Origin of the sequence: uncultured Treponema sp., from assembly GCF_946187725.1 — a bacterium.
Classification (GTDB): domain Bacteria; phylum Spirochaetota; class Spirochaetia; order Treponematales; family Treponemataceae; genus Treponema_D.
On sequence record NZ_CAMHSK010000015.1, the window covers coordinates 1 to 25,169 of the forward strand.

A 25,169-nucleotide genomic window follows, 5' to 3' on the forward strand; every position below is an offset into this window, starting at 1 on the left:
ATGCGAAAGAAGAAGCAGAAAAAATCATCAAAGCAGCAAAAGATGAAACAGCACGCATGGAGAAGGCAAGTGAAGACGCAATTCGTCAGGCTAGCCGAAATCTCGTGCTTTCATTCCGTGACAGCATCACAAAGGAACTTTCTGCGATTATCACCGCAGAATCAGAAAAGGCTTATTCTTCTGACTTGCTTTCAAAACTTATCCCAGAAACTGTCAAAGCATGGACAGACAAAACCGAGGCTAGTGAAGTCTCAGTTCTCCTGAATGAGAAAGATTTGAAATCTCTCGAGTCAAATCTCAAAGCTGCACTCAAAGCCGAAATCTCAAAAGGTCTTACGCTCAAAGTTGATTCATCAATTAATTCGGGATTCCGTATCGGGGTAAAAGATGGTGCTGCGTTCTACGATTTCTCTGCTGAGGCTGTTGCAGAACTGTTCAGTGCATATCTCAATCCACGAGTGGCAGGAATCATGAAAGAGGCCGCAAAAGAGTAACAGGGGGTGAAGATGAGTAATCAATATTACCTTGTGTCGCAGCTCCCAGGATTCACTGTCAGTGATGACAAAACGGTATTGCCAATTACTTATGAATACTACTATGACCTCTGTTCACGCTTTCTTAACAAAAAGGAAATGAAGATTCTTGACGGACTTTCGCTTGAACCTCCTCTTGAAACTTCAAAAACTGGCTCTGCCTTTGTTGATGAATGGAATTACAAAGAAAAGAGTCTTCGCCTTGCGCTTGCTGGTATTCGTGCTCTTCGCATGAAAAAAAAGTTCAGCGCAGGCAATGAGCAGATCGCTCCTGATGCAGTTCAGGCGGCTCGTACAGCGAGTGGTATGGATAGTCCTTTGGCTGCCGAACAGTACCTCAATCAGTACAGGCTCAATGTTATAGAAAGTATGCGTCCAACAGATGGATTTTCACTTGATGCCGTTTTCAGTTACGGTCTCAAGCTGAAACTCGCTTCCCGAATGAAAAAATTCGATGAGGCGGCTGGTATGGCTTCTTACAAGAAGATTTATACAAGGATTCTTGAAGACCAGTAATTGCTGATTTTTTTGAGAAACCTTTTATATGGAGAATAATAAATGACGGATACAAAAGGAAAGGTAGTCGGAGTAAATGGAAACATGGTCTCTGTCGAATTTGACGGAACAGTTTCCATGAACGAAGTTGCCTATGTAAAAGTAGAAGACTCAAGCTTGAAGAGCGAAGTTATCCGTATCCGCGGAAATGTAGCACAGCTTCAGGTCTACGAGATGACAAAAGGAATCAAGGCGGGGGATGTTGTTGAGTTCACTGGCGACCTTCTTTCTGCTGAGCTTGGTCCTGGCCTTTTGGGACAGGTTTACGACGGCTTGCAGAACCCACTTCCTTTGCTTGCAGAAAAGGCAGGCTGGTTCCTTGAGAAGGGTATTTATGTTGACCCTCTCGATAAAGAAAAACAGTGGGAATTCACACCGACTGCAAAAGTTGGCGATGTTCTCAAAGCTGGCGAATATGTGGGAAGCGTTCCAGAGGGACCGTTCACTCACAAAATTTTCGTTCCTTTCTATTTGCTTGGCTCTTACACTGTAAAATCAATTGCAGAAAAGGGCAGCTACACACTCAAAGACACAATCGCAACTTTGACTGATGAAAAGGGCAACGATGTTAAAATCGGTCTTTCATTCAAATGGCCTGTCAAGCGAGCCGTCAACTGCTATGCAGAGCGCCTGGCTCCAACAGAGACAATGGTCACAAAAGTCCGACTTATCGATACTTTCTTCCCTGTTGCACGAGGCGGTACATATTGTATCCCGGGTCCGTTCGGTGCCGGTAAAACAGTATTGCAGCACACCACTTCAAAATACGCTGACGTTGACATCGTAATCATCGCGGCTTGTGGTGAACGAGCAGGTGAGGTCGTTGAGACTTTGACTGAGTTCCCTGAACTCAAAGATCCGAAAACAGGCAAGTCATTGATGGAGCGAACAATCATCATTTGTAACACTTCTTCAATGCCGGTTGCTTCACGAGAAGCTTCGGTTTACACATCAGTTACTCTGGCAGAATACTACCGTCAGATGGGCTTGAATGTCCTTCTTCTTGCTGACTCAACATCCCGCTGGGCACAGGCTTTGCGAGAAATGTCAGGCCGCTTGGAAGAGATTCCGGGTGAGGAAGCATTCCCTGCTTACATGGAGTCTTACATCGCAGCATTCTACGAGCGTGCCGGTCAGGTTCGCTTGAGCGACGGAAGCAAAGGCTCTGTCACAATCGGTGGTACAGTATCTCCTGCAGGCGGTAACTTCGAGGAACCTGTTACACAGGCAACTCTTAAGGTTGTCGGAGCATTCCACGGTCTTTCACGAGCACGTTCAGATGCCCGTAAGTACCCTGCAATCGACCCGATTCAGTCATGGTCAAAATATCACGGTATCATCGCTCAGGACAAAGTTGACTTCTGTTTCAATGTCCTCAAAAAGGGCGTAGACGTAGGCTCAATGATGAAGGTCGTCGGTGAGGAAGGTACATCTCTGGATGATTACCTGGTATATCTTAAGGAAGAGATGCTTGATGCGGTTTACTTCCAGCAGAACTCATTCGACGCAATCGATGCAAACGCAACTGTCGAGCGACAGAAATATGACCTTGACAAGTTGATTAAGATTCTTGGTTCTGATTTCACTCTCTCGGACAAGGATGAAGCCCGAACATACTTCAACCAGCTCCGACAGAAGTTCCTCGACTGGAACTACACTGAGTTTGAGAGCGATGACTTCAAGAAACTCGAAAAAGAAATCGATGATTTGTATGCTTCAAAATCTGGCAAACTGACAGTCGAAGCTGAGAATCTTCTTAAGGCATAGGGGGACGGTGAATAGATATGAATAAGGTATACAATAAAATCGAATCTATTACAGGTTCCGTAATTACAGTAAAAGCTGAGGGCGTTAAATACAACGAGCTTGCAGAAATCACCACACGATTCGGTAAATCTCTTGCCGAGGTCAACAAAATCGACGGTGACACAGTTTCATTGCAGGTTTTTGCCGGTGGCCGTGGTGTTTCAACAGGCGACCAGATCCGCTTCCTCGGAAACGAAATGCGCGTTTCTTTCGGCGACGATTTGATGGGACGAATCTTCAACGGTTCTGGCGAGCCTCGTGATAACGGACCTGCCCTCACTGAGAACATGAAGCCAATCGGTGGTCCTTCAGTAAACCCTTCAAAACGAATCCTTGCTGAGCGAATGATGCGTACGAACATTCCGATGATTGATATGTTCAACACATTGGTCGTTTCTCAGAAGCTTCCAATCTTCTCTATCTCTGGTGAACCTTACAACCAGCTTCTTGCACGAATCGCTATGCAGGCTGAAGCTGATGTAATCGTTCTCGGTGGTATGGGCCTTAAATACGATGACTTCCTTTACTTCAAAAAAACTCTGGAGGATGGCGGTTCATTGAGCAAGACTGTCATGTTCATCCATACAGCTGCTGACCCAACTGTAGAATGTATCAAGATTCCGGATATGTCACTGGCTGTTGCGGAGCAGTTCGCTTTGCAGAACAAGGACGTTCTCGTTCTTCTTACAGACATGACTTCTTATGCTGACGCTATGAAGGAAATTGCTATCACACAGGAGCAGGTTCCTTCTAACCGAGGTTATCCTGGTGATTTGTACTCTCAGCTTGCGGCTCGTTACGAAAAGGCTGTTGACTTCAAGGGAAGCGGCTCAGTAACAGTTCTTGCTGTAACAACAATGCCTGGTGATGACGTTACTCACCCGGTTCCAGATAACACTGGTTACATTACTGAAGGTCAGTACTATCTCAAAGGCGGCCGTATCGAGCCATTCGGTTCTCTTTCACGACTCAAGCAGAACGTAAACGGCAAGACTCGTAAAGATCACCGTGCCCTCATGGACGCTATGATTCGTCTTTACGCTTCTTACAAAGATACTCTCGAAAAGAAGTCAATGGGCTTCATGATGAGTAAGTGGGACGAAAAGCTCCTTAAATACGGCGTAATGTTCGAGAAAGAAATGATGGACTTGTCTGTCAATATCTCACTCGAAGGTGCTCTCGACTTGGGTTGGAAGATTCTTGCGGATTGTTTCGACAAAGACGAGACTGGTATTAAGTCTGAATTGATTTCTGAATTCTGGCCTAACAAATAATTTTTGCGGGGTAGATTGAATGGCTAAAATTAAGCTGACTAAAAATGAACAAAAGGCTCAGAAAGATGCGCTCAAAATGTATCAGCGCTATCTTCCGACCCTTACGCTCAAAAAGCAGCAGCTTCAATCTGAAATCAGAACTATCGAGCAGAAGGCAAATGAAGTCCGTGCGCAGCGTGTCGCCCTTGAACAGGAATTCAAGGTGTGGATCAGCGTTTTCGGCGAGGAAGAGGCCTTCAAGCCAGGTATGGTTACTGTCCGCAATATAAAGAAAGGTGTCGGCAACATCGCCGGCGTTACGATTCCTGTTTACGAGGGAGCTGAGTTTGGTCGCGGTGACTACGATTTGTATGAGACACCGCTCTGGATTGACTTGGCTGCCGACCGCATGGAAAAGGCTCTTTCTTTAGATTTGGAAGCCAGCGTTCTTGATGAACAGGTAAGGCTGCTTTCTCAGGAGCTTCGCACAACCAGCCAACGTGTAAATCTTTTCGAAAAGGTTAAGATTCCTGAGGCAAAGGCAAACATCAAAAAGATTTCGGTTTATCTTGGCGACCAGCAGGTAAGCGCAGTCGTTATTTCAAAGGTCTCTAAAAAGAAGATTGACCAGAGAAATGCCGCCGCTGCTGCTGCTAAGAAGGCTGAAGAAGAAGCTTTAGCCGGAAAACCGGAAGATAAAAAGGGGGCTCGTAAATGATAGTCCCAATGAAAAAAATCTCCCTTATCGTTCTTGAAAATGAACGAAAGGCTGCACTTAAAGATTTGAGAAAGCTTGGCGTTCTTCATGTTGAGGAAGTTCAGGGCTCAAGTGAGGAACTTGCTTCCTACAAAGACCAGAATTCCAAAATCGAGAAGGCACTTGCTATTCTTACTGAAATCAAATTTGGTAAAAAAGAAGTTCCGAAGCCAGCTCTGGTTGGAAAAGAAGCTTCTTTTGATATTGCCAAGAAAGTTCTTGCTCTTGTTGACGAGAAAAAATCTTGTTTTGACAGGATTACTGCTGATTCTGTTGAGCTGGAGCGCTTTGCAAAATGGGGTTCAGTGAATCCTGCTGATTTTGCCGAGCTTTCTGAAAAAGAAATCCATCTGGCTCTATATGAAATACCGGCAGACAAATATTCTCTGGTTGGTGAGGAAGCAAAAACTATCGTAGTCGGAAAGGAAAAATCTGAAATCCGCTTTGTTCTGGTAAGTGAAAAGGCACTTGTCGTGAACGAACGGCCAGCAGGAATTCCTAGTGAAGCCTATCAGGTTCCTCTTCCGAGAGTTTCTACGGCAGATTTGATGAAAGAAATCGCCGAAAGTAAGGCAAGAATTTCTCAAATCGATGAAGAATTGCGTTTAAGCGTTCAGTATAAAGATTCCCTTAAAAAGTCTTTGGGTGTAATCGCAAAGGATATTGAGCTTGAAAACATTTATTCAGGCATGGGAATTGAGGACAAACTTTCATGGATTACAGGATTTGTTCCTGTCGATGCCATGTCAAAGTTTGAGGCTTTTGCAAAAGAACAGAAATGGGCTTTTGCAGCTAGTGATCCAACTGAAGATGATGCTGTTCCGACAAAACTCAAGAACAACAGATTTGTCAGTTTGATTTATCCTCTTACTGACTTCCTTGGAACTGTTCCAGGATATCATGAATACGATATTTCCGGCTGGTTCCTTGCGTTCTTTACAATCTTCTTCGGAATGATTTTTGGAGACGGCGGTTATGGCGCACTTGTCACGGCTGTCGCACTGATTTTGATTTTGAAGTCGCTTTTTACAGGAAAGAAAGTTGCACCAGTGCTTGGACTTGTTCTCCTTCTTGGAGTGGCAACAATGGCTTGGGGTGCTGTGACTTGTACTTGGTTCGGTCTCACACCTGATCAGCTTCCAGACTGGATTATTGCACTTTCTGTCCCGCCGATTTCAAATGCCTACGCGGATGTCCAATGGCTTCCGTTCTGGACTAGTGATACCTCTGTGGGTACGCTAGGAACTGCACAGAATCTTCAGATTTTCTGTTTTACACTGGCTCTTATTCAGCTTTGTGTGGCACATTTGAAGGGAATGGGCAGATACATCAAAGATAAGGCTCATCGCCTTAAATTCCTTGGTGAATTCGGTTCGTTTGTGCAGCTTATCGGTATGTATTGGGTTGTTCTTTCAATGGTTGTTGACGGAAATGTCTTCCCGCTTATGGGTGGAGATGTTTACGGTCTTCCATGGGGAACAATCTCAATTGCGATGGTCGGCGGTGGATTTGCATTCAGCTTCGTTTTCGCAAACTATGAAGGAAGCGTCGCCAAGTCAATCCTTGAGAGCGTTAAGAACATCATCTCAGTTTTGCTGGGAGTGGTCAATGTGTTCTCGGACATCGTTTCTTATATCCGATTGTGGGCTGTAGGTCTTGCTGGAGCCGCAATCAGTGGCACGGTAAACACTTTCGCAGGTCCGTTGGTTGGACACGCGGCATTGTTTATCGTTCTTATCATACTGCTTGTTTTTGGTCATGGCTTGAACATGATTTTGAACTTGCTTTCGGTCATTGTCCACGGCGTGCGATTGAACACGCTCGAATTCTCAAATCACTTGGGAATGAGCTGGGCTGGCTTTAAGTATGAACCGTTGAGTGAATAAAACTTACGGTAAAAAAAGGAGATATAGATAAAAAACGGCCTAAAATATCGTCCGTTTTTTATCTTGACAAGTTTCCGTACGGAAACTTGCAATATTAACTGCTTCTCCTCATTACATTGCGGAGAAGCCTGAAAAGCCGCTAGAAAGTCTGCAACTAAAGTTGCTACAACTTTCTTCTCGGCTTTTCATAGGAGAAAATTATGAATTTTGGAATGATTGGTGCAGGTCTTGTAATGGGTATTGCAGCTATTGGTTCTGCAATCGGTATCGGTATCGCTGGTCAGGGAGCAATTGGTGCTTGGAAACGCTGTTTTATGGCAAATAAGCCGGCTCCGTTCATCCTTACCGTTTTCGCTGGTGCTCCACTTACACAGACAATCTACGGCTTCCTTCTTATGCAGCAGATGGCAGGATCTTCAAAAATCGCTGAGAATCCGCTCTTCTTCCTCGGTCTTGGTATTGCAGCAGGTCTTGCAATGTGTTTCTCTGCTATCGCACAGGGAAAAGCCGGTGCCGCAGGCAGCGACGCTCTTGGTGAGACAGGAAAAGGCTTCTCTAACTACATCATGGTCGTAGGTCTTTGCGAAACTGTAGCTTTGTTCGCAATGGTCTTCGGAATGATCCAGTGCTAGGAATCGAAATTACAGTCTAGCGTAAATCCCCTGTGTCAGATGATGCAGGGAATTTTTTTTATTTATTCCTGAATTCTGTACTCCATCGCGTCAGGGGGCACATCTGTGCAGTGCAATAGTATTACAGTAAACCGTAGAAAACTGCAAGTATTTCAATATTTTTGCAGTTTTTTTAGAGAAACATTGAATTTTTTTAACTTTTCATTATAATTAAAGTAAGAATTGGCTATGAAAGCAGTTGACAAATATTTATTGATGCCGAAAATTTCTCAGTTCTCAGGCTCGTATTCTGTCCGCATAGCAAAATCTCTTCCTATATACACACCAATTTTCTCAAAAAACAGCGCAGTCTTTGCGGGATTTTTCTGCAAGGATTTGCGCTTTTTCTGTTATGTCAAAAAGTCTCACACACACATTTCTAGAGGAGGTCTTTTATGAAAAAGACGAGTAAAATCGGCTTGCTTTTGGCATCAGCCTTGCTTTTTGCTGCAAGCCTTCTGAGTTGTTCAAATGGAGACGATGATTCTCCGAGCAATACCAACGCAAAAACAAAAAACGGCGTTACGATCGTCAAAGCGGATTTGGCGAGCACCACGAGCATGGAGCTTGAGAACTGCAGCTACAAGGTTGTCTTCTCGGTTCCGGCAGCAAAAGGCGAAAACTGGACGGCTTCGCTTGCGTTTGACCAAAACGACTTTGAAACCGACGACGACGGAAACACGGTTGAAGATGAGGTGTACGAGCTTGGACATCTCGCTGATACAACAGGAACAGGAAGCGGAACGCTCACGCTTTATGTGTACGAAAACACAAACAGCCAGACGCATGATGCGACGCTCTCCGTTACCTACGATGGAGCGACTTCCGCAAAGACAGTTGCCCTCACTCAGGTGGCGGGCAGCGCCAACGCGGCCGAAGAGACTGTCATGCAAAAGCAGTTCATCGGCTACGGCTACAACACGCGCTTGGGCTATGCTTCGACTCTCTGCCGCAAGAAAGAAATTTTCAAGACTACGGAACTCGTTGCTGACGGAATTGAAATTGATGGCGACACGATAAAAATCACCTACTCAGACGACGGCACCCACACCACATACCGCGAAGCGTCTGGCTCTAACATCGCAGAGCTTGAAACATCACTCAAACTCACGCTTGACGGAAATTTCGACAAGGCGAACTTCTCTGGCGAAATCGATTCACACACAGAATGGACGAACAAGAGCAAGAAGGATTATCAGTATGCATGGGCGGACATCAAGGTAAGCACATGGACAGCTGAACTGAGTGCAGACTCTGCGGTTATGACCAAAAAAGAAATGATGAAGTCAGCGGCATACAACGCAATCAACGGTATCGGACGCTCTTACCCTTCAACAAACGAAGGCTTCAAAAAGCTCGTCAAAGACTACGGAACGCATGTCGTCGTAGGCGGCTATCTTGGCGGCAAGGCAAATGTCACAATGGAAGCCTACACGGGCGAAATGACAGGCACATTCGATGCGGGCTGCATGATTAAGGCTGGCTACAACGGCCTTTTTGAAGTGAATTCAAGCGTTGATGTAAGTTACAAAGAAACGCTCACCAACGAGTCACAGAATTTTACCTTCCACGGAGAAACACGGGGTGGAAGCAAAGAGAGCGCGTCAGACCTTGACGGCATGATTACCGGCAGGACGGGCAAAGACGAGGACCGCGCCCAGAAATTCGCCGACTGGAAAAAGACACTCAACGAAAGCGACAACTGTGTCTTCATCGACTTTGTGAGCGAGGACAACCTTGTGCCACTCTACGAGCTGATTGACGAGGAGGAAGACGAAGGCAATGAGCGTTACAATGCAATGAAAGCATATTTTGAGGACGGACAGCTCGAACAGGATTTCCCGATTAAAAGCCAGTCCCGCTTTGTGAACACCGTACCCACAAAGATTGACCTTTCTGACATCTCATTCAGCGATGACGGCTCGCTTGTCAAAACGCTCACGCTCGACGATCAGGGTACTATTGTTGCCTATGCCTGCAACGAGTATATACCCGAAATCAACACGAAAAAGCGCGTTACCGTCGTATACCCAGCGGCAAACAACAAAATTTACTGGAACTTGGGCTTCTACCCCGGCGACGACTACCACAAGCCTCACAGCGTAGGCTGGAACGGCGGCGAGGTTGTCCTTGCAGAAAAGAACGACCTTAAATACGAGGCATATCCCACGCTCTACCTTATCGGCACCACGCTCACCGCCGTTGAGCCTACATGGCTTTCAGATGAAGACATGAACAAAATGGCAGAGCCAAAGCCGACTGACTACCAATTTACTATCGGAGCTGTAAACGGCACTTACAATGTCGTAAAAATCGAAAACTACCTCTATGCACGCGATTATTATACAGGACAACTCTTCGTTGACGGAACCGCGTATAATGGTGCTGACGGCTCTGACATAAAGGTAATCTGGAACAGCTATGAATATGAGCGCGGTAAATGGAAGACTTTAACTGGTACCAACGACACCAATTATTATCCTGCATATTTGTATGGCTACAAGTGGACTCGCTTTAGCGGCTTCCTTCCAGCTGGGTACACGATTCCTAAGGCAAGCACTCTTACGGCTCTTGTCGGAAGGCTCGGTAATCTCACAGGAACTAATCCAGACGGCTCAGTTGCAGGTATGTTCATGAATGGCGGCGTACTCGGCTTGAACCTCATACGCACAGGCTGGCTTGGTTATAACGACAGGATTAATAATTATGAGCGGTACTTCTGGGAAGATGCTTCACTGAGCGAGCTTGCCTGCTTGGACGACAGTCAAGGCAATATGTACGAAAGTGTTTACGATAATGCCACACGCTTCGTAATTTCACCAGAATCTGGTTCTGTTACAAAGGTATCGGGCGTTTCCCATTATACCAAAAACTGGGCTGGCGTTGGAAAGACACTTGACACAGACAATATCAAAAGCTCAAGAAGCCCCTGCTTCCCGGTAATCATCAGCATGGAATGCAAATAAGCGCGTCATTCTGAGCGCAGCGAAGAATCTCATGCAAACAGAGATGTTTCGCTGTCGCTCAACATGACGGTACTCAAATAGGAGACATTTTTATGAAACGAACAAAATTTTTTGCCAGTGCAATTGCACTCACTTTTGCGATGAGTTTGGGATTTATTTCCTGCTCAAATGATGATGATGACAACAACACTTCTGCCGAAAAGAGCGAGGCTCAGGAAGAACTTGAAAATTCGGCTTTCAGCGTTTTGCGTTCACTTTGCAACCTTGCCGAATACGATGAAAACGCCGCAACAGACGAGGACGGTGCATACACCGGCGTGGAGACGCTTCCTTCAAACTGGCAGAGCATCAAATTCACCTGCGACCAGGGCTATGTGCTTGGCGACGATGAAACCGTGCGCTCAATTGCGACCGCCGGCACCGACGACGCGCGTGCCTTCTTCTCTGACATGATTGGCGAGAGCGTTGAGGACGACAGCTACACCTGGAGCTGTCCCGGCTTCGGCACGCTTTCCTACAAAGAGGTAACGGACGACGCTAGCCTCTACGCCACGGTTGATGTGGCAATCGATGTGCTTCCGGGCGTGTCGCAGCTCAACTTTGTGCCGTATGATGTCATCAAAGGCGCAGGCGCGGAAAACAGCTACAAAGGCGAGCCCTACTACCATGCGGGTGATGTCATCAAAAGAACAAAAGATGATACATTCTGGATTTGCGTTCGTCCGGCGGGCGGTCCCTTGTACAAGGACAAGAGCTACTGGATTTGCCTTAATCCCTACGACAAAAAGGATAAAAGCCTGATTACCGGCGAGACAAAGAAGGTCACGCTCAGTGTTTATGACGACAAGGAAGGATTTTCCGACGAGACAACAAAACAGACCTGGAAGTATGCGAAGAACCTTATGTCTCTCAAAACGGCACAGGCGGCGGCATTCACTTTCCTGTGTCTTGCCAACCCTTCGACGAACACTGTTTTTGACGGATGCTCAGATACATACAAGAACCTCAAGAACATCGGCTTTGACCTGCTTCAGCTTTCGGCGGGCGGCAGAATGAAAGACGGCAAAGTTGACGAATACACATTGCAAAGTTTGGGAGCATTTGTCTTTGTGTACGGCAAGCCGAAAAACGATTCAAAACGACCGAGAGATGCAGATGTAAAATATGTGCAGCCCTATCTTGTCGTCAACGGCGAAAAGGGAAGGGATAGAAAAACGCTCCGAGCAGACATAAACACGTTCCGATGTGATGACGACAAGCCACTTTGTCTGTACTCTGTGACCGACAGGCATGATGTGGGGTATGCCAATGACGGTGACTTTGGCGGCGTAAACGATGACACAACGCCATATAATTACGAGGACTATCTTTTCAAGTATCTGCCGAACAATCTCACCTTTACCAACAGAAATAAATTGGTAAATACGGATGTACCGCTTGCCCCCGTTATGACGATAGAACTCTGCATCAACGACAACAAGGGCAAGGTGGGCGCGCCCAAAAAGCCGAGCAGCGCGTATGAAGACTGCTTTGTGCAGAACGACAGTGCCTCGCAGTTTGACTATTGGACGGCACGGCAGAACACACAGTTGTTCATAGACGCTGTAGAAGCCAACTGGCAGAAAGAATAGGAGGCATCCCATGAAACGAACGAGATTTTTTGCGGGGGCACTAGCCCTCGTCTTTGCGATGGGCTTAGGCTTCCTCTCCTGCTCGAACGACAGCGACGACAACACAAGCAATACTTCTGCCACTACAAAGAGCGAGGCGGAGCAGGAGATTGAGGACGCTGCGTTCAACATTCTGCGCTCGCTCTGCACGCTTCCCACGGAAGATGAGAGCGACGAAAACAACGGCGTTGAGGAGCTTCCCGAAGGCTGGCAGGGCATGGAATTCATGTGCGATGAAGGCTATGTGCTTGACGAAGATTCAGAAGCCGTCCGCTCCGTTGCGGTGACAGACCTGGACGAAGCGCGGGTGTATGTCTCAAGCCTTGTGGGCGAGGAACTTGACAGCGACACTACGAGCGGCTACTGGAATTTCAGCGGGCTAGGCTCATTCCGCTTCAAGACCAGCGGCGAGGAGGGCATTTTTGCCACGCTCGATGTGAGCATTCCGATTATCGCCAATCTCAGCCAGATTCAGTTTGTGAGCGCAGACTATCTTAAAGAAAATCTCTCGAGTGCCGAAAACAGCTACTCAGGGCTTCCCTATTATGCGGCGGGCGATGTTGTCCGGCGGAAAAAAGACGGCACCTACTGGATGTGCGTGCGACCTGCCGGCGGCGACCTCAGAAAAGACAAGAGCTACTGGATGTGCCTTCATCCGTTTGACAAAAACGGCAAATGCATCATCAAAAGCGAGAAAAAAACATACAGCCTTGCCTACGATATTACGAAGACGATGGTTGTTGAAGGCGATTGGGAGTGGGTATACGCAAAGAACCTTATGACGCTCAAAACGGCAAAGGCGGCGGGGCATACGCTTTTGGCACTTGCCTGCACGGACACCTACAGTCTCTATCCCAATGCAGAGACGGCGTTTAATGGGCTTAAAAACAGCGGCTACAATGTTATGGCACTGGAGCGCAGCGCAAGTTCATCAACAGGCGACCATCAGGTTGCAAGCAACGAATTCGGCTATATGTTTGCCTATGACAGCCCCAAGAAAGACAGCAACAGGGCAAAAAAACGCACGAGCAGGGAGCTTAGGGCACTCCCCGAAGTCTCGGATGAGTATAAAAAATATGTGACAACGCTCGGAATGGTGAGCTATGTGCAGCCGATTCTTGCCGCGCATCTTGCCCTGAGCGGTGAAAACGGAGCCGAAACCATGATGACAAAACAGATTGCAGAGACTCTAAGCTACTCAAGCTTCCAAAATGTCGAGTTTTTGCTTTCCACGACCGACGCGTTTGACGAAGCATACATGTTTTCGCTGAAAGATACCCAGCGTCCGTTCCCCTCGAACGGCACAGATGAAGAGATGCTGGCTTTTACCTATGACTTTTCGAACTTTCTCCACTATGTGGATGAAGTTGGCGGGCTGCAATACAAGGATTATGTGGACACCGAGTCTCACAGCTATTCCCGATGGATGTCTCCGCTGCCGGGCTGGCATGTCCTGTACAGCCCCGAACTGGTCATAAAGGACAACAAGGGAACTGCCACAACGCAAAAAAAGCCGGACAGCGCGTTTGAGGACATCTACCGCCAGGACGGAACGGCTACCGACGGCACTGGCACTCACTTTGACTGGTGGGCTTCGCTTGCAAAAACGGTACGCACCATTGATAACAAAGCAGTTGATTGGAACACTGAAAACAAATAGGAAGTTTTATGAAACGGGCAAAATTTTTTGCGGGGGCTATAGCCCTCACCCTTGCGATGGGGTTGGCTCTTGCCTCATGCTCGAACGATGACGACGAGAAAAAAGAAGAGACAATCGCCGACAAGCAGGACAACGCGGTCACAACAGAAGACATCGCATTCAACATTCTGCGCGATTTGTGCGACCTGAAAAACGACGACGGCGACGAAGAGCTTCCCTCCGACTGGAAGAGCAAGACATTCACAGCAGACATCGGAACGACATTCCCCACAGAAGCGGGGGGCAGCGACACGGTGCGCTATGTTGCGTACGACAGTGCAGACGATGCCGCCGACTACTTCCACGAGCTTATCGGAAGCGAAAACGACTCCTGGAGCGATGCCGATGTGGGCGAATTCACCTTTGAGAAAGCGGGTAATGCAAACAGCGACGAAGATTTGTTTGCCACGCTCACGGTAAAAAGCAATCGCGTTTCCGGGCTTTCGCTCTTAAAATTCTACTCTGAGGATGGCATCAAAGATTCTGTCGGAACTAACGCCGTAAATCCCACCTACTACCACGCCGGCGACATCGTCACGCGCGATTCGGACGGAACTACATGGATATGCGTAAAACCTGCGGGCGGCCCTTCAAACGACAGCAACAGCTACTGGATGTGCCTTGACCCCTTCGCAAAAAGCGGTAGCAAGGCGGGAAAGTGCATCGTCAAAGAGGACAAAAAGAAAGTCTGGCTTTCCTACGCAAACCTTATCCAGAAAAACTGGGTGTACGCAAAGAACCTTATGTCGCTCGACACGGCAAAGGCGGCGTACCACACATTCAACGCGCTCCTGAACGGGAACGGCACAAACGCACAGGCGGTGTACTCTGCCATTGCGAGCCGTGGCTACGACATCGCGAACCTCTCAAACAACGGCGAGAATTTCTGCTTTGCGTTCGGAAACCCCAAAAACGACAAGAGCCGCGTATCGCGCGGAAACAGCGTAAATTCCCAGACAACCTATGTGCAGCCATTCTTTATCGGCACAGTTGGCGCAACGGATTCTATCCAAACGACTTCGGACGGCTACAGCTCTGTTTCTGGCGCGACGACGATGCTTGCCGTAACCGACTCTTATGACCTCAACTATCTGGATTCTTTTTACACGACATGGGTTTGCTATGTTCTGAAAATGTCTGCGGATGTTGATGACGGCTACACCTACCTTGACTACATTCACCGCGTTACTAACGGAAGTCTCGGATTCAGCGGCACATACACCTGGATGAACAATACGGCGACGGCAAATCCAAAATATACTTCGTACAACTCGTATCCGTATCACATCATCTACAGTCCTGAAATCGTAATTAAGGACTCTGGAACAAAAAACTCCGCCTACACGGATGTGTACATCAGCGGAGACAACGCCTTTGACTACTGGGGGTCGCTCTAACACGAAAATAAGCCTATGCGAATGAAAAAACAATGTCGGGTTTCTCTTTTTCCTCTTATGCTGCTGTTGCTGCTTTTCGCACTAGCCTCCTGCTCGAATGACGGTGACAGCGGCGGAGGAGGAAAGGACGAGACCGAAAAAACCTCGGAAAAGCTCGTCATTGTCTTTCATTTGCCCGCCGGCTTGGGCGACAATTCCTACACCGACATCTTGGCGTACGGAATACACAAGGCGGCGTTTGAGAACAACCTGCTTGTGTACGATGTAAGCCCTGATGACTGGGATGACGCACAGGTAAAAATACAGAAAGTTTTCTCGTCATATCGGGAACTTATCGGCGCGGAAGAGAACGCCGATATTCCCGTCCTTTTTGTTTTTGCGAGCGAAAGCTATCTTCCCGTGCTTGAATCAGACGAGATTGCAGAAAGCATTGCCGCTTCCACCGAGCCGTTCACCTACCTGCTTTTTGAGTCGGAGGAAACGGAAGTTCCGTATCTGAGCACGGTGTATATGCCGCTGTACGGTGCGAGCTACCTTGCGGGAACGGCGGCAAAAACACTGCTTTCTGAAAAAGAAAATCCCCGCGTGATTTCCCTGCTTGCCAATGATTTTATGCAGCCGCTGATTGACGCGCTGAACGGCTTTTCGGTCGGCTACGGCTCATCGGGTAGCACTTCCTATATCTACAACTATTTTACGACTACGGCAGAAGAAGTGGAAGAAATGAGAAACGCCACCTTTGTCGCCGAGTCAATCAACGGCGAGGCAGACACAACGGGCTTTAACAGTGAGGAAACCGCCTACAAAATCGCCTACAACAACAGTTTCAATACCTTTGACCTCTACTTCCCCATTTGCGGCGGGAGCATTCACGGGCTGCTCCGCTACAACCGCGAGCAGGGAGCGTCCTCGTTCTACACCGTCGGCATGGATTCTGACATGAGCGCGTACAGCCCGCAGGTGCCGTTCTCGGTGGTCAAGCGCGTGGACAAGGCGGCAGAAAAGTGCATAGCGCAGTGGCTCGCCGAGGGCAAAATCGAGCACTACCAGCGGCTGGGGCTTGGCGAAGGCTACACCGAGCTTGTGGTTTCAGAAGGCTACGAAAGCCTTTCTGCTGTCGTTCAGGAACATCTTTCAGAAGCGATTGAAAAGGAGCAGGCATATTATGAAAACTAGGCCTCTCTTACTTTTATCCGCAGTTTTTGCGCTCTTCTCCCTTTCTTCCTGCAAAAACAACGACGATGATTCGCCCTCATCCCCCGCGAGTTCCTTAGAAAAAGTGAATGTGGCGGTGGTGCTTCCGCTTGCAGAGGGAAGCACGCAGTCACAGCGGTTTAGGCGCGTCGCGGACTGGTATCTTTCCACGCTTGAAAAGGGAACGAGCGTGTTCTCAACGCCTTTTACGCTCAACATTGAATGGTACGACGAGAACAGCGCGGATTTGGAATCGCTTGCAGCCACGCTTTCATCGCGCCAAGACCTGCTTGCTGTCATCGGCCCCATGTATTCAAGCCATGTGCAGACATTCGCAGACAAATGCTACGAGACGAAAAAAACGCTGATTGCGCCCTGCGCCTCAAGCGAGACTGTCATCCGAGCGTATGCGGTGAATGCCGCCGTCAAGGACAAAAAATCGCCCTTTTTGTGGACGCTCACCGAGTCCGATGTATCGCAGATTGAGGCAATGCTTGCAAAAATCACCACTTACGGCGGAAAACGCATCGCCCTGCTTGCGAGCGCGGATGTCTACGGAAAGACCTTCTTTGACTGGGTGCCATTCCTTGCCACCGAGCTTGATTTGGAGATAGTGAAGAATGTCATCTATGAGACCGACACCGTAAAAAAAGAATACGAGTCGGGAACGGAGCCAGTATCGCTTTCCGTGGCTGCCCAAACCGTATTGGGCTGTGACGCCGATTTTGTCCTCTGCGCCTTTTCGTCTTATGAAGACGCACAGGAAGTACTTGAAAAACGCGCGGCTTTTGGCGACTCTGCCCCGCGCCTGCTTTTCTCCGACACCGCTTTCACTGCGGAGCTGCTTTCGTTCACGGACGGCGAGAACTGCCTTGCGGAAGGAATCGAGGGAACGGCCCCCTATGCCGACCCTGAGAGCGCGTTTGCGGTGGATTATGCCGCCCGTTTCGGCGAAAATCCCGTGCTCGGTGAGGCTCAGTTCTACGACTCGCTCCTTTTGTGCTCGTTTGCCGCCGCAGGGTGCTTCTGCAACCAGAAAAACGGAGATGCGGACGCATTCACCAACGAGAAAGTGAACGCCGAACTTCGCAAGATGAACGAGGCGACGGCGGGAAGAGAATACGCATGGAATCTCGTGGGCATGGTCGTTGCCTTCAAGAGCCTTGACTGTGGCATTTACACGAACCTGTGCGGAGCTACGGGCTTGCTCGATTTCGACAAGGAAACGCTCACATCTGCCTTGTACAGCATCTATGTGCATTGGTGCGTAGTCGAGGGCAAATTCGTGCCGCTCGAATTCACTTCCACCGAGAACAACTCCCATTCGAGCGGGAACAGGGCGAGCTGGGAATGGATTGTAAGCTTTGACGACAACGAGGATGTGGAGGACACCGAGAATTCGACCGTCACCTACGGCGATATGGAAGACCAATGGGCAGTCATCGTTGCGGCTTCCACCGGCTGGGCAAACTACCGCCATCAGGCGGACGCGCTCTACATCTACCAGCTTCTGCGCAAAAACGGCTTCCCCGACGACCACATCATACTAATTCTTGCGGACGACATCGTGAACCACAAGCGGAACAAGCGACCCGGCGAGATAATCGCCCGCTTTGAAGGCGAAAACCTGTACACCGATAATTTGCAGATTGATTATCTTTTAGAGGAACTTAGCGCCGAGGATATGTCAAAAATCATGCAGGGGGAAAGCATCACTCTGGAAAATCGGGAGACATTAAGGCTCTCTCATCCTCATCTTGTTGAAACGCCTACGATTCTTAAAAGCGGCTCTGACTCAAACGTCCTGTGGTTCTGGTCAGGGCACGGAACGAACATCAGGGGCGACAGCGAGAACGGCTATTTCGTATGGGAAGGAAAAAATTCTGCCTATAAAGGCTTCACCACGGACTTAATGAAAAACACGCTCGAATCGATGAGCAGTGACAGCGATGGAAAAAAGCATTTCAGACAGCTTCTGATTGTCACGGAAACCTGCTATTCGGGAAGCGTCATGCATATCTGCTCTGGAATCGAGGGCGTGCTTGCCTTTACCGCCGCCAACGGTTCTGAAACATCCCTTGCCGATTTGTACAGCGTAGACCTGAAAGTGTGGCTTTCAAACCGGTTCACCAAGAACTTTACGGAAAGCATAATAGAAAATTCGGGGATTTATTACGCCGATTTGTACAAATATCTTGTGAAAAACACGATTGGCTCTCATGTCAGGCTTTTCAACGGTACCTGTTTCGGAAACCTGTATAATCTAAGTCCGAACGAGCTTGTTGTGTACAAGGTGCCTGATTGATTTCAAAGCTTTTACTGGTGCAAGTTATCTGGATTTGTGATATAATTATCTCATGGAAAAGAAATTTTTTACTCCGCGTGAAGTTACTGTAGGCGGATTTGGAAATGTTGATAAAATTGTTGTTGGTGGAGCAAATCCTGTCACTATTCAAACGATGTGGAAAGAAGGAATTATCGGTGTAAAGGATAATCCTCAAAAATTAGAAGAAATCCGAAACAAAATTACCTCTCTTAAAATGTTAGGCTGTGACATAATCCGTTTTGCTGTTCCTGACATGGAAAGTGCGGAAAGTTTTATTGAAATATGTAAAGCTACTTCAATGCCGCTTGTTGCTGATATTCATTTTGATTACAGACTTGCACTGAAGTGCCTTGAAGGACCTGTCGCGGCAATCAGAATCAATCCGGGGAATATTGGTGCAAGAGACAGAGTTGAAGCTGTCGTGAACGGTTGCCGCGAAAAAGGTGTTGCAATTCGAATCGGAGTGAATACGGGCTCACTTCCGCATGATTTGCGTGAAAAAGTTGAAAAAGGCGAGATGAGCCGGGCCGTTGCTTTGAGCGAGACTGCCGCCAGGGAATGTGCTGTTTTTGATGAACTTAAATTTGATCAGTTTGTCGTAAGCATGAAGGCAAGTTCTGTTTCTGAGACAATTGAAGCTAACGAGGATTTTGCTTCAAAATATAACATTCCTCTTCATGTCGGGGTTACTGAGGCTGGTCCTCTTATTACTGGCGTTGTAAAATCGACGCTTGCGTTCAGTCATCTCTTAAATGAAGGAATCGGCTCTACAATCCGCGTGTCACTTTCTTCGGTTCCAGAGAACGAGGTTATCACTGGTCTTGAGATTCTGCGTGAATGTGGAAAGCGTAAGGGGGGCGTTACTCTCGTAAGTTGTCCCCGCTGTGGCCGTCAGGGATTTGATGTCCATGCTTTCATGGACAGGTGGCAGAATAAACTTCTTTCAATGAACAAAAATATCACTGTAGCGGTAATGGGCTGTGTAGTTAATGGCCCTGGCGAAGGTAAGCATGCTGATATAGGCATTGCTGGTGCCGGTGGAAAAGCAATTATTTTCAAAAAAGGTGAAATTATACGCACGGTTGATGAAAAAGATGCCGATAATGTATTTATGGAAATGTTGCAAAGCCTTTAATCTATGGCGTTTCCGAGAGGAATTAACATTTATATGAGCCTAAAAAAAATTATTCTGTCAGTTTGTTTTTTTTCAATTTTTTCAAGTCTCTTTTCGCAGATTGTACCTAAAAAGCCTGCTCCTACTGAATATTCATGGAGAATTTTTCAGGATGCAAAATTCGCTTTCGACAAAGGTGATTTTGCAAATGCGATGAATCTTGCAAATAAAGCTAAGGCTAACCGTGTGGCAGAAAGTGATTACGAGGTCTATATTTTGGATACGGCTCTTTCTCCGCTGGCAGTTCGCAGAGCAGGTGAGAATTTTGATTCAGTTCTTGAAGTTCTTGAAGAAAGAGATCAGACAGAAGCTATCAACATTATAAAACATTATCTTGAACTGCATGGCGAGGATTTCTTTCAATATTCAATCCATAAGATGAAAGATTGGATTGAAGAAAAACGAGTTTACCCGGAAGCTGATTTTTTAATCGGACAAATTTATCGTTTTGAAGGCGAATACAAGACGGCAATTGATTTTTACGAGAAGGCACGGCTTGAAAGCAAATTTCTTGATATTCCTGAGCAGCTTTATGACATACTATACGAGATGGCTGATTTGCTCTTGCATCAAAATGAATCTGAAAAATATAAGCAGGCACTTCTTTTGATTCTTGACAAAGATGAGAATTATAAGAACGAAGTCCTTCGTCGGGCAATGCTGAAGATTATTGATACGAATAAAAACTCAAATGTTGACAGATTCTTCGATTTGTTCAGAGTTTCTTCGCCAAAGACATTGAATGCTCTTTATAATATCAGCGTTATTTTTGAGAGAGAAAATGAACTTGAAAATTCGCTTTTCTCTTCCGCTTTGGGAACTGTAGAGTCTTTCAGCCATATTCTTGATTCAATTTCTGGAAGAGATTCAAGTTTTGAGTACAAGAGTCTTGCGCTATTCTTGAAAAAAATTGGTGATTATGAAGACATCGTTTTGTGGTGCGAAGAGAATCATTTTTGGGATTATTTTATTGATTTCTGTAAAAAATGCTCTGCCAGAGGCGATATTATTTTTGCAAACGCAACTCTCGAAGTTCTTGCCGAAAATGCGCCTGATTCATACTGTCGTGCAGCCGCAAAAGCTTGTATAGTAAGATAGGTTTTGTTAAATCAGTAATGAAGTCCGATTCCTGCATAAATTTCATAGCTCTTAACATTTGAGCGCCATGACATATCGATTTTTTCAGGAAGTTTTTTTGAAATTAACTTTCTGCCCAAATCGATTCCGAGACTTGCCCTCATTACGATTCCTTTCCAATGCTCAGGGAAACAAAGAAATTCAATTCCTCCTGCGTACCATCCGTCTTTTGTTGAAAAAAGGCGGCCTGTACTTTCGTTTTTTGTAAGAGCAATGTCTAGGAAAGGAGACGCTTGCAGTTCAAAGTTAAATTTATCTGTCCAGGCGAATGTTTTCGAGAACCATGATTCTTCGCCAAAAATTAAATTAGACCAGTCAAGCCAGTGCGTTTCAATTATGTGGACGGGAATATCTAAATTCATTACGATTGCTGATGGTGTTTTTAATGCCCGTTCTGTTCTAAAGTCATTTAGATTCGCATTAAGGTATTTTTGCTTATCCCGAATTCCGCGAATGAGTTCGCCGACCGTGCTTCTGTTTGATTTTGTAAGAAAAGCATTGATTCTTGTGTTAAAAGCAATGTATTTGAAGGCTTTAAAAGCTTGAAGTTCGAATGAAACTCTGGGTTCCCATTCTTTTTGCATGAAATCATAAGCTATTGCATGGGCAAGACTTACAGATAATCCGTTCCTGAAATTCCCATACCAGTTTATTCTTGATGTAGAAAGTTTTTCCCCGGCAGAAATCACCGGACTTGCCAAATCATCGTTTAACTTGTTGATTCCATTCTTGTCATAGTTGATTTTTGCGTCAGTGTAAGGAGTCCAGAATACATAACCCCAGTTTTCAATATCGCAAATTTTGACTGGAACTGAAAAATTCAAATCACTCGTAAAAAACTGCGTGTCATTATAGAAATCATATTCTAAATCCCGGTTGAATTGTTCACTCAAATCGAGTACAAGTGAAAATCTCTGGAAGGGAAGCTCGAATGTGAAGCCTGTTCCAGTCCAAAATTCAAGTTCTTTGATTCCTGTTGTGTAGCGTAAATCAAAATTATTGTTCCAGCTTCCAAGAAAAGCTCCTAAAAGGAAAGGATAACTGTACTTAAATTCAGCACCAAATATGGGATTTTGATTGCCAGTTTGTAAATCTTCTTTTAGACCTGCAAAAACTGCTGCATCCATTGTATTCATTGTGCCGAGAAAATTAACATCCTTGACCTTGATTTTGAAAATCAGACCGTCATTTGAATCATATTTTGGATATGGTAATATAAGAAGATGTTTTGTATCTTCTGCCGTGATATTGAGTGAGATTTGAATTATTTCTTCTTCAAACGGTGGGGGAGCGGATTCTGTGTCAAAACTGCTTGATTCTATAGTGTTAAACTCTATGTCAACTTTCTGAAATGCCCTTTTATTCATAAGTCGTTGGTGCAAGTCAGCCATGTAAGAATCAAATTCTGATTTATTTTCAAAGATTTTTGTTGTATTTACAGGAACAATCCGCCTGAGATCCTGAGCGCGGGTTTTTTCTAGTGAATAAGAAATTTCAGAAATTTGATAGCGCTCAGAGGACAAGGGGAGTAAAAAACAAAGCAAAAATGCTGTGGAAAAAATGCCTTTAATATGCACCTTTTCCCCTGACTACGACATAAAGTGTTTTTATGATAATCCAAATATCAAGCCATACAGACCAGTTCTGAATGTAATAAGAATCGAGAGTGACCCGCTCTTCATATCCAGTATCACTGCGGCCTGAAATCTGCCACATTCCACTAAGACCAGGCTGTACAGAGAGAATAAAATCAGATTTGTTGCCGTATTTTTTAAGCTCTGGTTGGGTTACTGGGCGTGGACCTATGAAACTCATTTCTCCTGTGAGAACATTGAAAAACTGCGGGATTTCATCAATGCTTGTTTTTCTGAGGATTTTGCCGATTTTTGTGACGCGCGGATCGTTTGTAAATTTGCGGTCTTTTTCCCATTCTTCGCGCATCTGAGGATTTTCTGCAAGAATCTTTTCCAGCTGTTTGTCGGCATCAATAACCATTGAGCGGAATTTCCAGCATTTGAATTCCTTTCCATTTTTACCAATTCGCTTGTGGCCATAGAAAACCGGCCCCGGAGAGGAGATTTTTATTGCAAGAGATACAAAAAGGACAAGCGGGAGCGTAAGAGGCGAGGAAATTAAAAGAAGGAACAGGTCAATTACGCGCTTCCAGAAAAGACTTATCGGTTTTGTAAGGTTATGTGTTGATGAAAAACCAAGAATACCTCCAAAATCACGTACATTTGTCGAAATCGTTGAGACATCGTTGATTTTCGGTATTTGAATTGTGTATCGGTAATAGGAATTGATGTAGGTCGTGTCCCTGTCATAATCACAAAGAATGGCTACTTTGATTCCTAATGACTTTATGAATTCAAATGTATCTGGTGATGGCGGATAGACCGGAATGCCTAGTTTTTCACCAGGAATAAAAGCCCTGCTGTCTATAATCATTCCAGGTTTGTATCCCAAATCAGGTCTTTTTATGAGACGTTCAATAATTACATCCCCGGAATTTCCGCATACATACATTACAGCCGGAACCCCGAACCATTTTTGTTTTGAGAAAATTGTTCGGGCGAATTCTCTGCCAGTAGGGAGGATTATAAGCGCTATTGGTGTTGCACAAAGCATAGCAACGACAATCGGCCATTTGTCATCAACTTCTTCGACTGTGATTGAAAGTGCGATTCCTACAAATACGAAAAATGAACAGATTCCAAGTTTTTTTACTTCGTCTGCTGGCGGATGAACAAGCCCTGGATAAAGGCCTGCCGCATAAAAAACAACCATCATTGGTGGCAGATAAATCCAATAAGTGACAAAGGACCTGAAATTAATCCAAGAGTGGTTGATAAAATTTATGATGAAAAAACTTGTTCCGATACAGAGCATTACCCCGATACAATCGACCAGCATAAGGGCCGCCCCGGAGGTGAATGAACTCGTACGCCAGAAATTTTTCTTAAAATATTTTTTGTATTCTTCGTTTGTCATATGTTTCTCAAAAGTGCTAATGTAATTCTACACAATATAATGAAAAAAGTCACTAGAAATGTTATTTTTTGAAAAGAGGAATAAGTTCTGCCATGCTTTCGAGGATAATGTTTGCAGAGCGTTCATAAGAGTACAGCTCTTCAACAACAGACAGGTTTATTGGTTTTGATTCTGCTTTGATTGACTCCAGAAGTTTGTTTGCGAGATCTTCTGAATCACCCGCCCTGAAAAATGTAACCGGCAGGTTTCCGTAAATTTCCTTAAAGACCGGAATGTCTGAAATCAAGGCCTGAGTGCCGACTGTCATGGCTTCAAGCGGCGGAATTCCAAATCCTTCGTAAAGTGACGGCTGAACCAGAAGTTTTGATTCTGCATAAAGATATTTTAGTTCATTATTTGAGATTTTACCTGTGAATTCGATGCAGGAAGCTGATGACGAAAGTTTTTGCAATTTTTCAACGATTTCTTTGTCTCCAGTGCGGAAATTTTCGAAATTACCGACAATTACCAGCTTAGACTTGAAATTTGAATCTTTTTTGCGGGCAAGTTCAAAGGCTTCTAGAAGAGACTTTAAGCCTTTGTGTTTTTTTATGTTGCCGACGAAGAGAATTTTATCTTCTTTTTTAGGCAAAGTATCAAATGGCTCTTTAAGGTATGAAGGGGCTGCATTGTAGATAACCTTGAGAGGCTTTTTACAATTGAGATGCTTTTGAATCCTTTCTTTTGAAAAGTTTGATACCGTGAAAACTGCTTCGGAATAATTGACTGCTCTTTTGTAGAACATCTTTCGTATGAATCGGCCGAAAAATCCGGTCAATTCTTTTACATCAAGGAATACAACATCATGAATTGTAGAAAAAATTGGTATTGTGATTCCTGATGGAATGTTGCAGTAGGGGGTGAAATATGCTTCGCAATTGTTGATTTTTTCGAGAACCTCTAAAGGAAAATTAAATGACTCTTTAAAAGAAAAAGGCTTTATATCACAAAAACAGAATTCAACATTTTGCAGCCTTAAAAATGGGGAGCACTGTTCGTGAGTACCGATTAAAAGGCACTCATTGTCTTTGAGAAAACATGGAATCAGTTCTGAAATAAATGAACCGATTCCGCCTGAGCCAATCATTCTGCAGTCAATTGCGATTCTAAGCATG

18 protein-coding genes are annotated in these 25,169 nt (G+C 45.7%); 15 read left to right on the forward strand and 3 right to left on the reverse strand.

Annotated elements, in window-relative coordinates; genetic code table 11:
- From Q0Q74_RS07420 to Q0Q74_RS07490, 15 genes are all read left to right on the forward strand, one after another.
- The coding region (locus Q0Q74_RS07420; RefSeq protein WP_294429712.1) for a V-type ATP synthase subunit E at positions 1-494 on the forward strand (494 nt) is incomplete at its 5' end.
- A gap of 12 nt (positions 495-506) precedes the next feature.
- On the forward strand, positions 507-1,049 hold the full coding sequence (locus Q0Q74_RS07425; RefSeq protein ID WP_294429713.1) for a DUF2764 family protein: 543 nt from the start codon (positions 507-509) through the stop codon (positions 1,047-1,049).
- Positions 1,050-1,091: 42 nt separating this feature from the next.
- A complete protein-coding gene (locus Q0Q74_RS07430) occupies positions 1,092-2,855 on the forward strand; it encodes a V-type ATP synthase subunit A (RefSeq protein WP_294429714.1) in 1,764 nt (587 codons plus the stop codon).
- A gap of 17 nt (positions 2,856-2,872) precedes the next feature.
- Positions 2,873-4,168, forward strand: coding sequence for a V-type ATP synthase subunit B (locus tag Q0Q74_RS07435; protein ID WP_294429715.1), 1,296 nt, complete (start codon positions 2,873-2,875; stop codon positions 4,166-4,168).
- A gap of 19 nt (positions 4,169-4,187) precedes the next feature.
- Positions 4,188-4,865, forward strand: a complete 678-nt coding sequence (locus Q0Q74_RS07440) for a V-type ATP synthase subunit D (protein ID WP_294429716.1) — start codon at positions 4,188-4,190, stop codon at positions 4,863-4,865.
- Complete coding sequence (locus Q0Q74_RS07445; RefSeq protein WP_294429717.1) at positions 4,862-6,790, forward strand: ATPase; 1,929 nt, start codon at positions 4,862-4,864, stop codon at positions 6,788-6,790. Before Q0Q74_RS07440 ends, Q0Q74_RS07445 begins: the two co-directional genes overlap by 4 nt.
- A 200-nt stretch (positions 6,791-6,990) precedes the next feature.
- Positions 6,991-7,422 (forward strand): V-type ATP synthase subunit K, encoded by a 432-nt coding sequence (locus Q0Q74_RS07450; protein WP_294429718.1) that lies wholly within the window; start codon positions 6,991-6,993, stop codon positions 7,420-7,422.
- A gap of 434 nt (positions 7,423-7,856) precedes the next feature.
- Positions 7,857-10,427: an MAC/perforin domain-containing protein gene (locus Q0Q74_RS07455; protein WP_294429719.1), complete on the forward strand. Its 2,571-nt coding sequence runs from the start codon at positions 7,857-7,859 to the stop codon at positions 10,425-10,427.
- Positions 10,428-10,519: 92 nt separating this feature from the next.
- The gene (locus Q0Q74_RS07460; RefSeq protein ID WP_294429720.1) at positions 10,520-12,058 is read left to right on the forward strand and encodes a hypothetical protein; all 1,539 of its coding nucleotides are present in this window, start codon (positions 10,520-10,522) and stop codon (positions 12,056-12,058) included.
- A 10-nt stretch (positions 12,059-12,068) separates the two neighbouring features.
- On the forward strand, positions 12,069-13,757 hold the full coding sequence (locus Q0Q74_RS07465) for a hypothetical protein (RefSeq protein ID WP_294429721.1): 1,689 nt from the start codon (positions 12,069-12,071) through the stop codon (positions 13,755-13,757).
- An 8-nt stretch (positions 13,758-13,765) separates the two neighbouring features.
- Positions 13,766-15,193, forward strand: a complete 1,428-nt coding sequence (locus tag Q0Q74_RS07470) for a hypothetical protein (protein WP_294429722.1) — start codon at positions 13,766-13,768, stop codon at positions 15,191-15,193.
- Positions 15,194-15,208: 15 nt separating this feature from the next.
- Positions 15,209-16,369, forward strand: coding sequence for a BMP family ABC transporter substrate-binding protein (locus Q0Q74_RS07475; RefSeq protein ID WP_294429723.1), 1,161 nt, complete (start codon positions 15,209-15,211; stop codon positions 16,367-16,369).
- Entirely contained in the window at positions 16,359-18,692 is a 2,334-nt protein-coding gene (locus tag Q0Q74_RS07480) for a C13 family peptidase (protein ID WP_294429724.1), read from the forward strand. Before Q0Q74_RS07475 ends, Q0Q74_RS07480 begins: the two co-directional genes overlap by 11 nt.
- Positions 18,693-18,744: 52 nt before the next feature.
- Positions 18,745-19,848, forward strand: a complete 1,104-nt coding sequence (gene ispG, locus Q0Q74_RS07485) for a flavodoxin-dependent (E)-4-hydroxy-3-methylbut-2-enyl-diphosphate synthase (RefSeq protein WP_294429725.1) — start codon at positions 18,745-18,747, stop codon at positions 19,846-19,848.
- A 33-nt stretch (positions 19,849-19,881) separates the two neighbouring features.
- Entirely contained in the window at positions 19,882-20,985 is a 1,104-nt protein-coding gene (locus tag Q0Q74_RS07490) for a hypothetical protein (RefSeq protein ID WP_294429726.1), read from the forward strand.
- Between the two features lie 11 nt (positions 20,986-20,996).
- Here Q0Q74_RS07490 and Q0Q74_RS07495 read toward each other — a convergent pair whose 3' ends face one another.
- The 3 genes from Q0Q74_RS07495 to Q0Q74_RS07505 form a co-directional block, all read right to left on the reverse strand.
- Positions 20,997-22,415, reverse strand: coding sequence for a hypothetical protein (locus Q0Q74_RS07495; protein ID WP_294429727.1), 1,419 nt, complete (start codon positions 22,413-22,415; stop codon positions 20,997-20,999).
- A 175-nt stretch (positions 22,416-22,590) separates the two neighbouring features.
- Positions 22,591-24,015: an undecaprenyl-phosphate galactose phosphotransferase WbaP gene (gene wbaP, locus Q0Q74_RS07500; RefSeq protein ID WP_294429728.1), complete on the reverse strand. Its 1,425-nt coding sequence runs from the start codon at positions 24,013-24,015 to the stop codon at positions 22,591-22,593.
- 61 nt (positions 24,016-24,076) lie between these two features.
- The gene (locus Q0Q74_RS07505; RefSeq protein WP_294429729.1) at positions 24,077-25,168 is read right to left on the reverse strand and encodes a glycosyltransferase family 1 protein; all 1,092 of its coding nucleotides are present in this window, start codon (positions 25,166-25,168) and stop codon (positions 24,077-24,079) included.
- Position 25,169 lies beyond the last annotated feature (1 nt).

Excerpts from the sequence above, each read along its gene's own strand:
- Q0Q74_RS07425 (WP_294429713.1), top strand. The coding sequence starts at position 507 with ATGAGTAATCAATATTACCTTGTGTCGCAGCTCCCAGGATTCACTGTC.
- Q0Q74_RS07430 (WP_294429714.1), top strand. The coding sequence starts at position 1,092 with ATGACGGATACAAAAGGAAAGGTAGTCGGAGTAAATGGAAACATGGTC.
- Q0Q74_RS07435 (WP_294429715.1), top strand. The coding sequence starts at position 2,873 with ATGAATAAGGTATACAATAAAATCGAATCTATTACAGGTTCCGTAATT.
- Q0Q74_RS07440 (WP_294429716.1), top strand. The coding sequence starts at position 4,188 with ATGGCTAAAATTAAGCTGACTAAAAATGAACAAAAGGCTCAGAAAGAT.
- Q0Q74_RS07445 (WP_294429717.1), top strand. The coding sequence starts at position 4,862 with ATGATAGTCCCAATGAAAAAAATCTCCCTTATCGTTCTTGAAAATGAA.
- Q0Q74_RS07450 (WP_294429718.1), top strand. The coding sequence starts at position 6,991 with ATGAATTTTGGAATGATTGGTGCAGGTCTTGTAATGGGTATTGCAGCT.
- Q0Q74_RS07455 (WP_294429719.1), top strand. The coding sequence starts at position 7,857 with ATGAAAAAGACGAGTAAAATCGGCTTGCTTTTGGCATCAGCCTTGCTT.
- Q0Q74_RS07460 (WP_294429720.1), top strand. The coding sequence starts at position 10,520 with ATGAAACGAACAAAATTTTTTGCCAGTGCAATTGCACTCACTTTTGCG.
- Q0Q74_RS07465 (WP_294429721.1), top strand. The coding sequence starts at position 12,069 with ATGAAACGAACGAGATTTTTTGCGGGGGCACTAGCCCTCGTCTTTGCG.
- Q0Q74_RS07470 (WP_294429722.1), top strand. The coding sequence starts at position 13,766 with ATGAAACGGGCAAAATTTTTTGCGGGGGCTATAGCCCTCACCCTTGCG.
- Q0Q74_RS07475 (WP_294429723.1), top strand. The coding sequence starts at position 15,209 with ATGCGAATGAAAAAACAATGTCGGGTTTCTCTTTTTCCTCTTATGCTG.
- Q0Q74_RS07480 (WP_294429724.1), top strand. The coding sequence starts at position 16,359 with ATGAAAACTAGGCCTCTCTTACTTTTATCCGCAGTTTTTGCGCTCTTC.
- ispG (WP_294429725.1), top strand. The coding sequence starts at position 18,745 with ATGGAAAAGAAATTTTTTACTCCGCGTGAAGTTACTGTAGGCGGATTT.
- Q0Q74_RS07490 (WP_294429726.1), top strand. The coding sequence starts at position 19,882 with ATGAGCCTAAAAAAAATTATTCTGTCAGTTTGTTTTTTTTCAATTTTT.
- Q0Q74_RS07495 (WP_294429727.1), bottom strand. The coding sequence starts at position 22,415 with ATGGCTGACTTGCACCAACGACTTATGAATAAAAGGGCATTTCAGAAA.
- wbaP (WP_294429728.1), bottom strand. The coding sequence starts at position 24,015 with ATGACAAACGAAGAATACAAAAAATATTTTAAGAAAAATTTCTGGCGT.
- Q0Q74_RS07505 (WP_294429729.1), bottom strand. The coding sequence starts at position 25,168 with ATGCTTAGAATCGCAATTGACTGCAGAATGATTGGCTCAGGCGGAATC.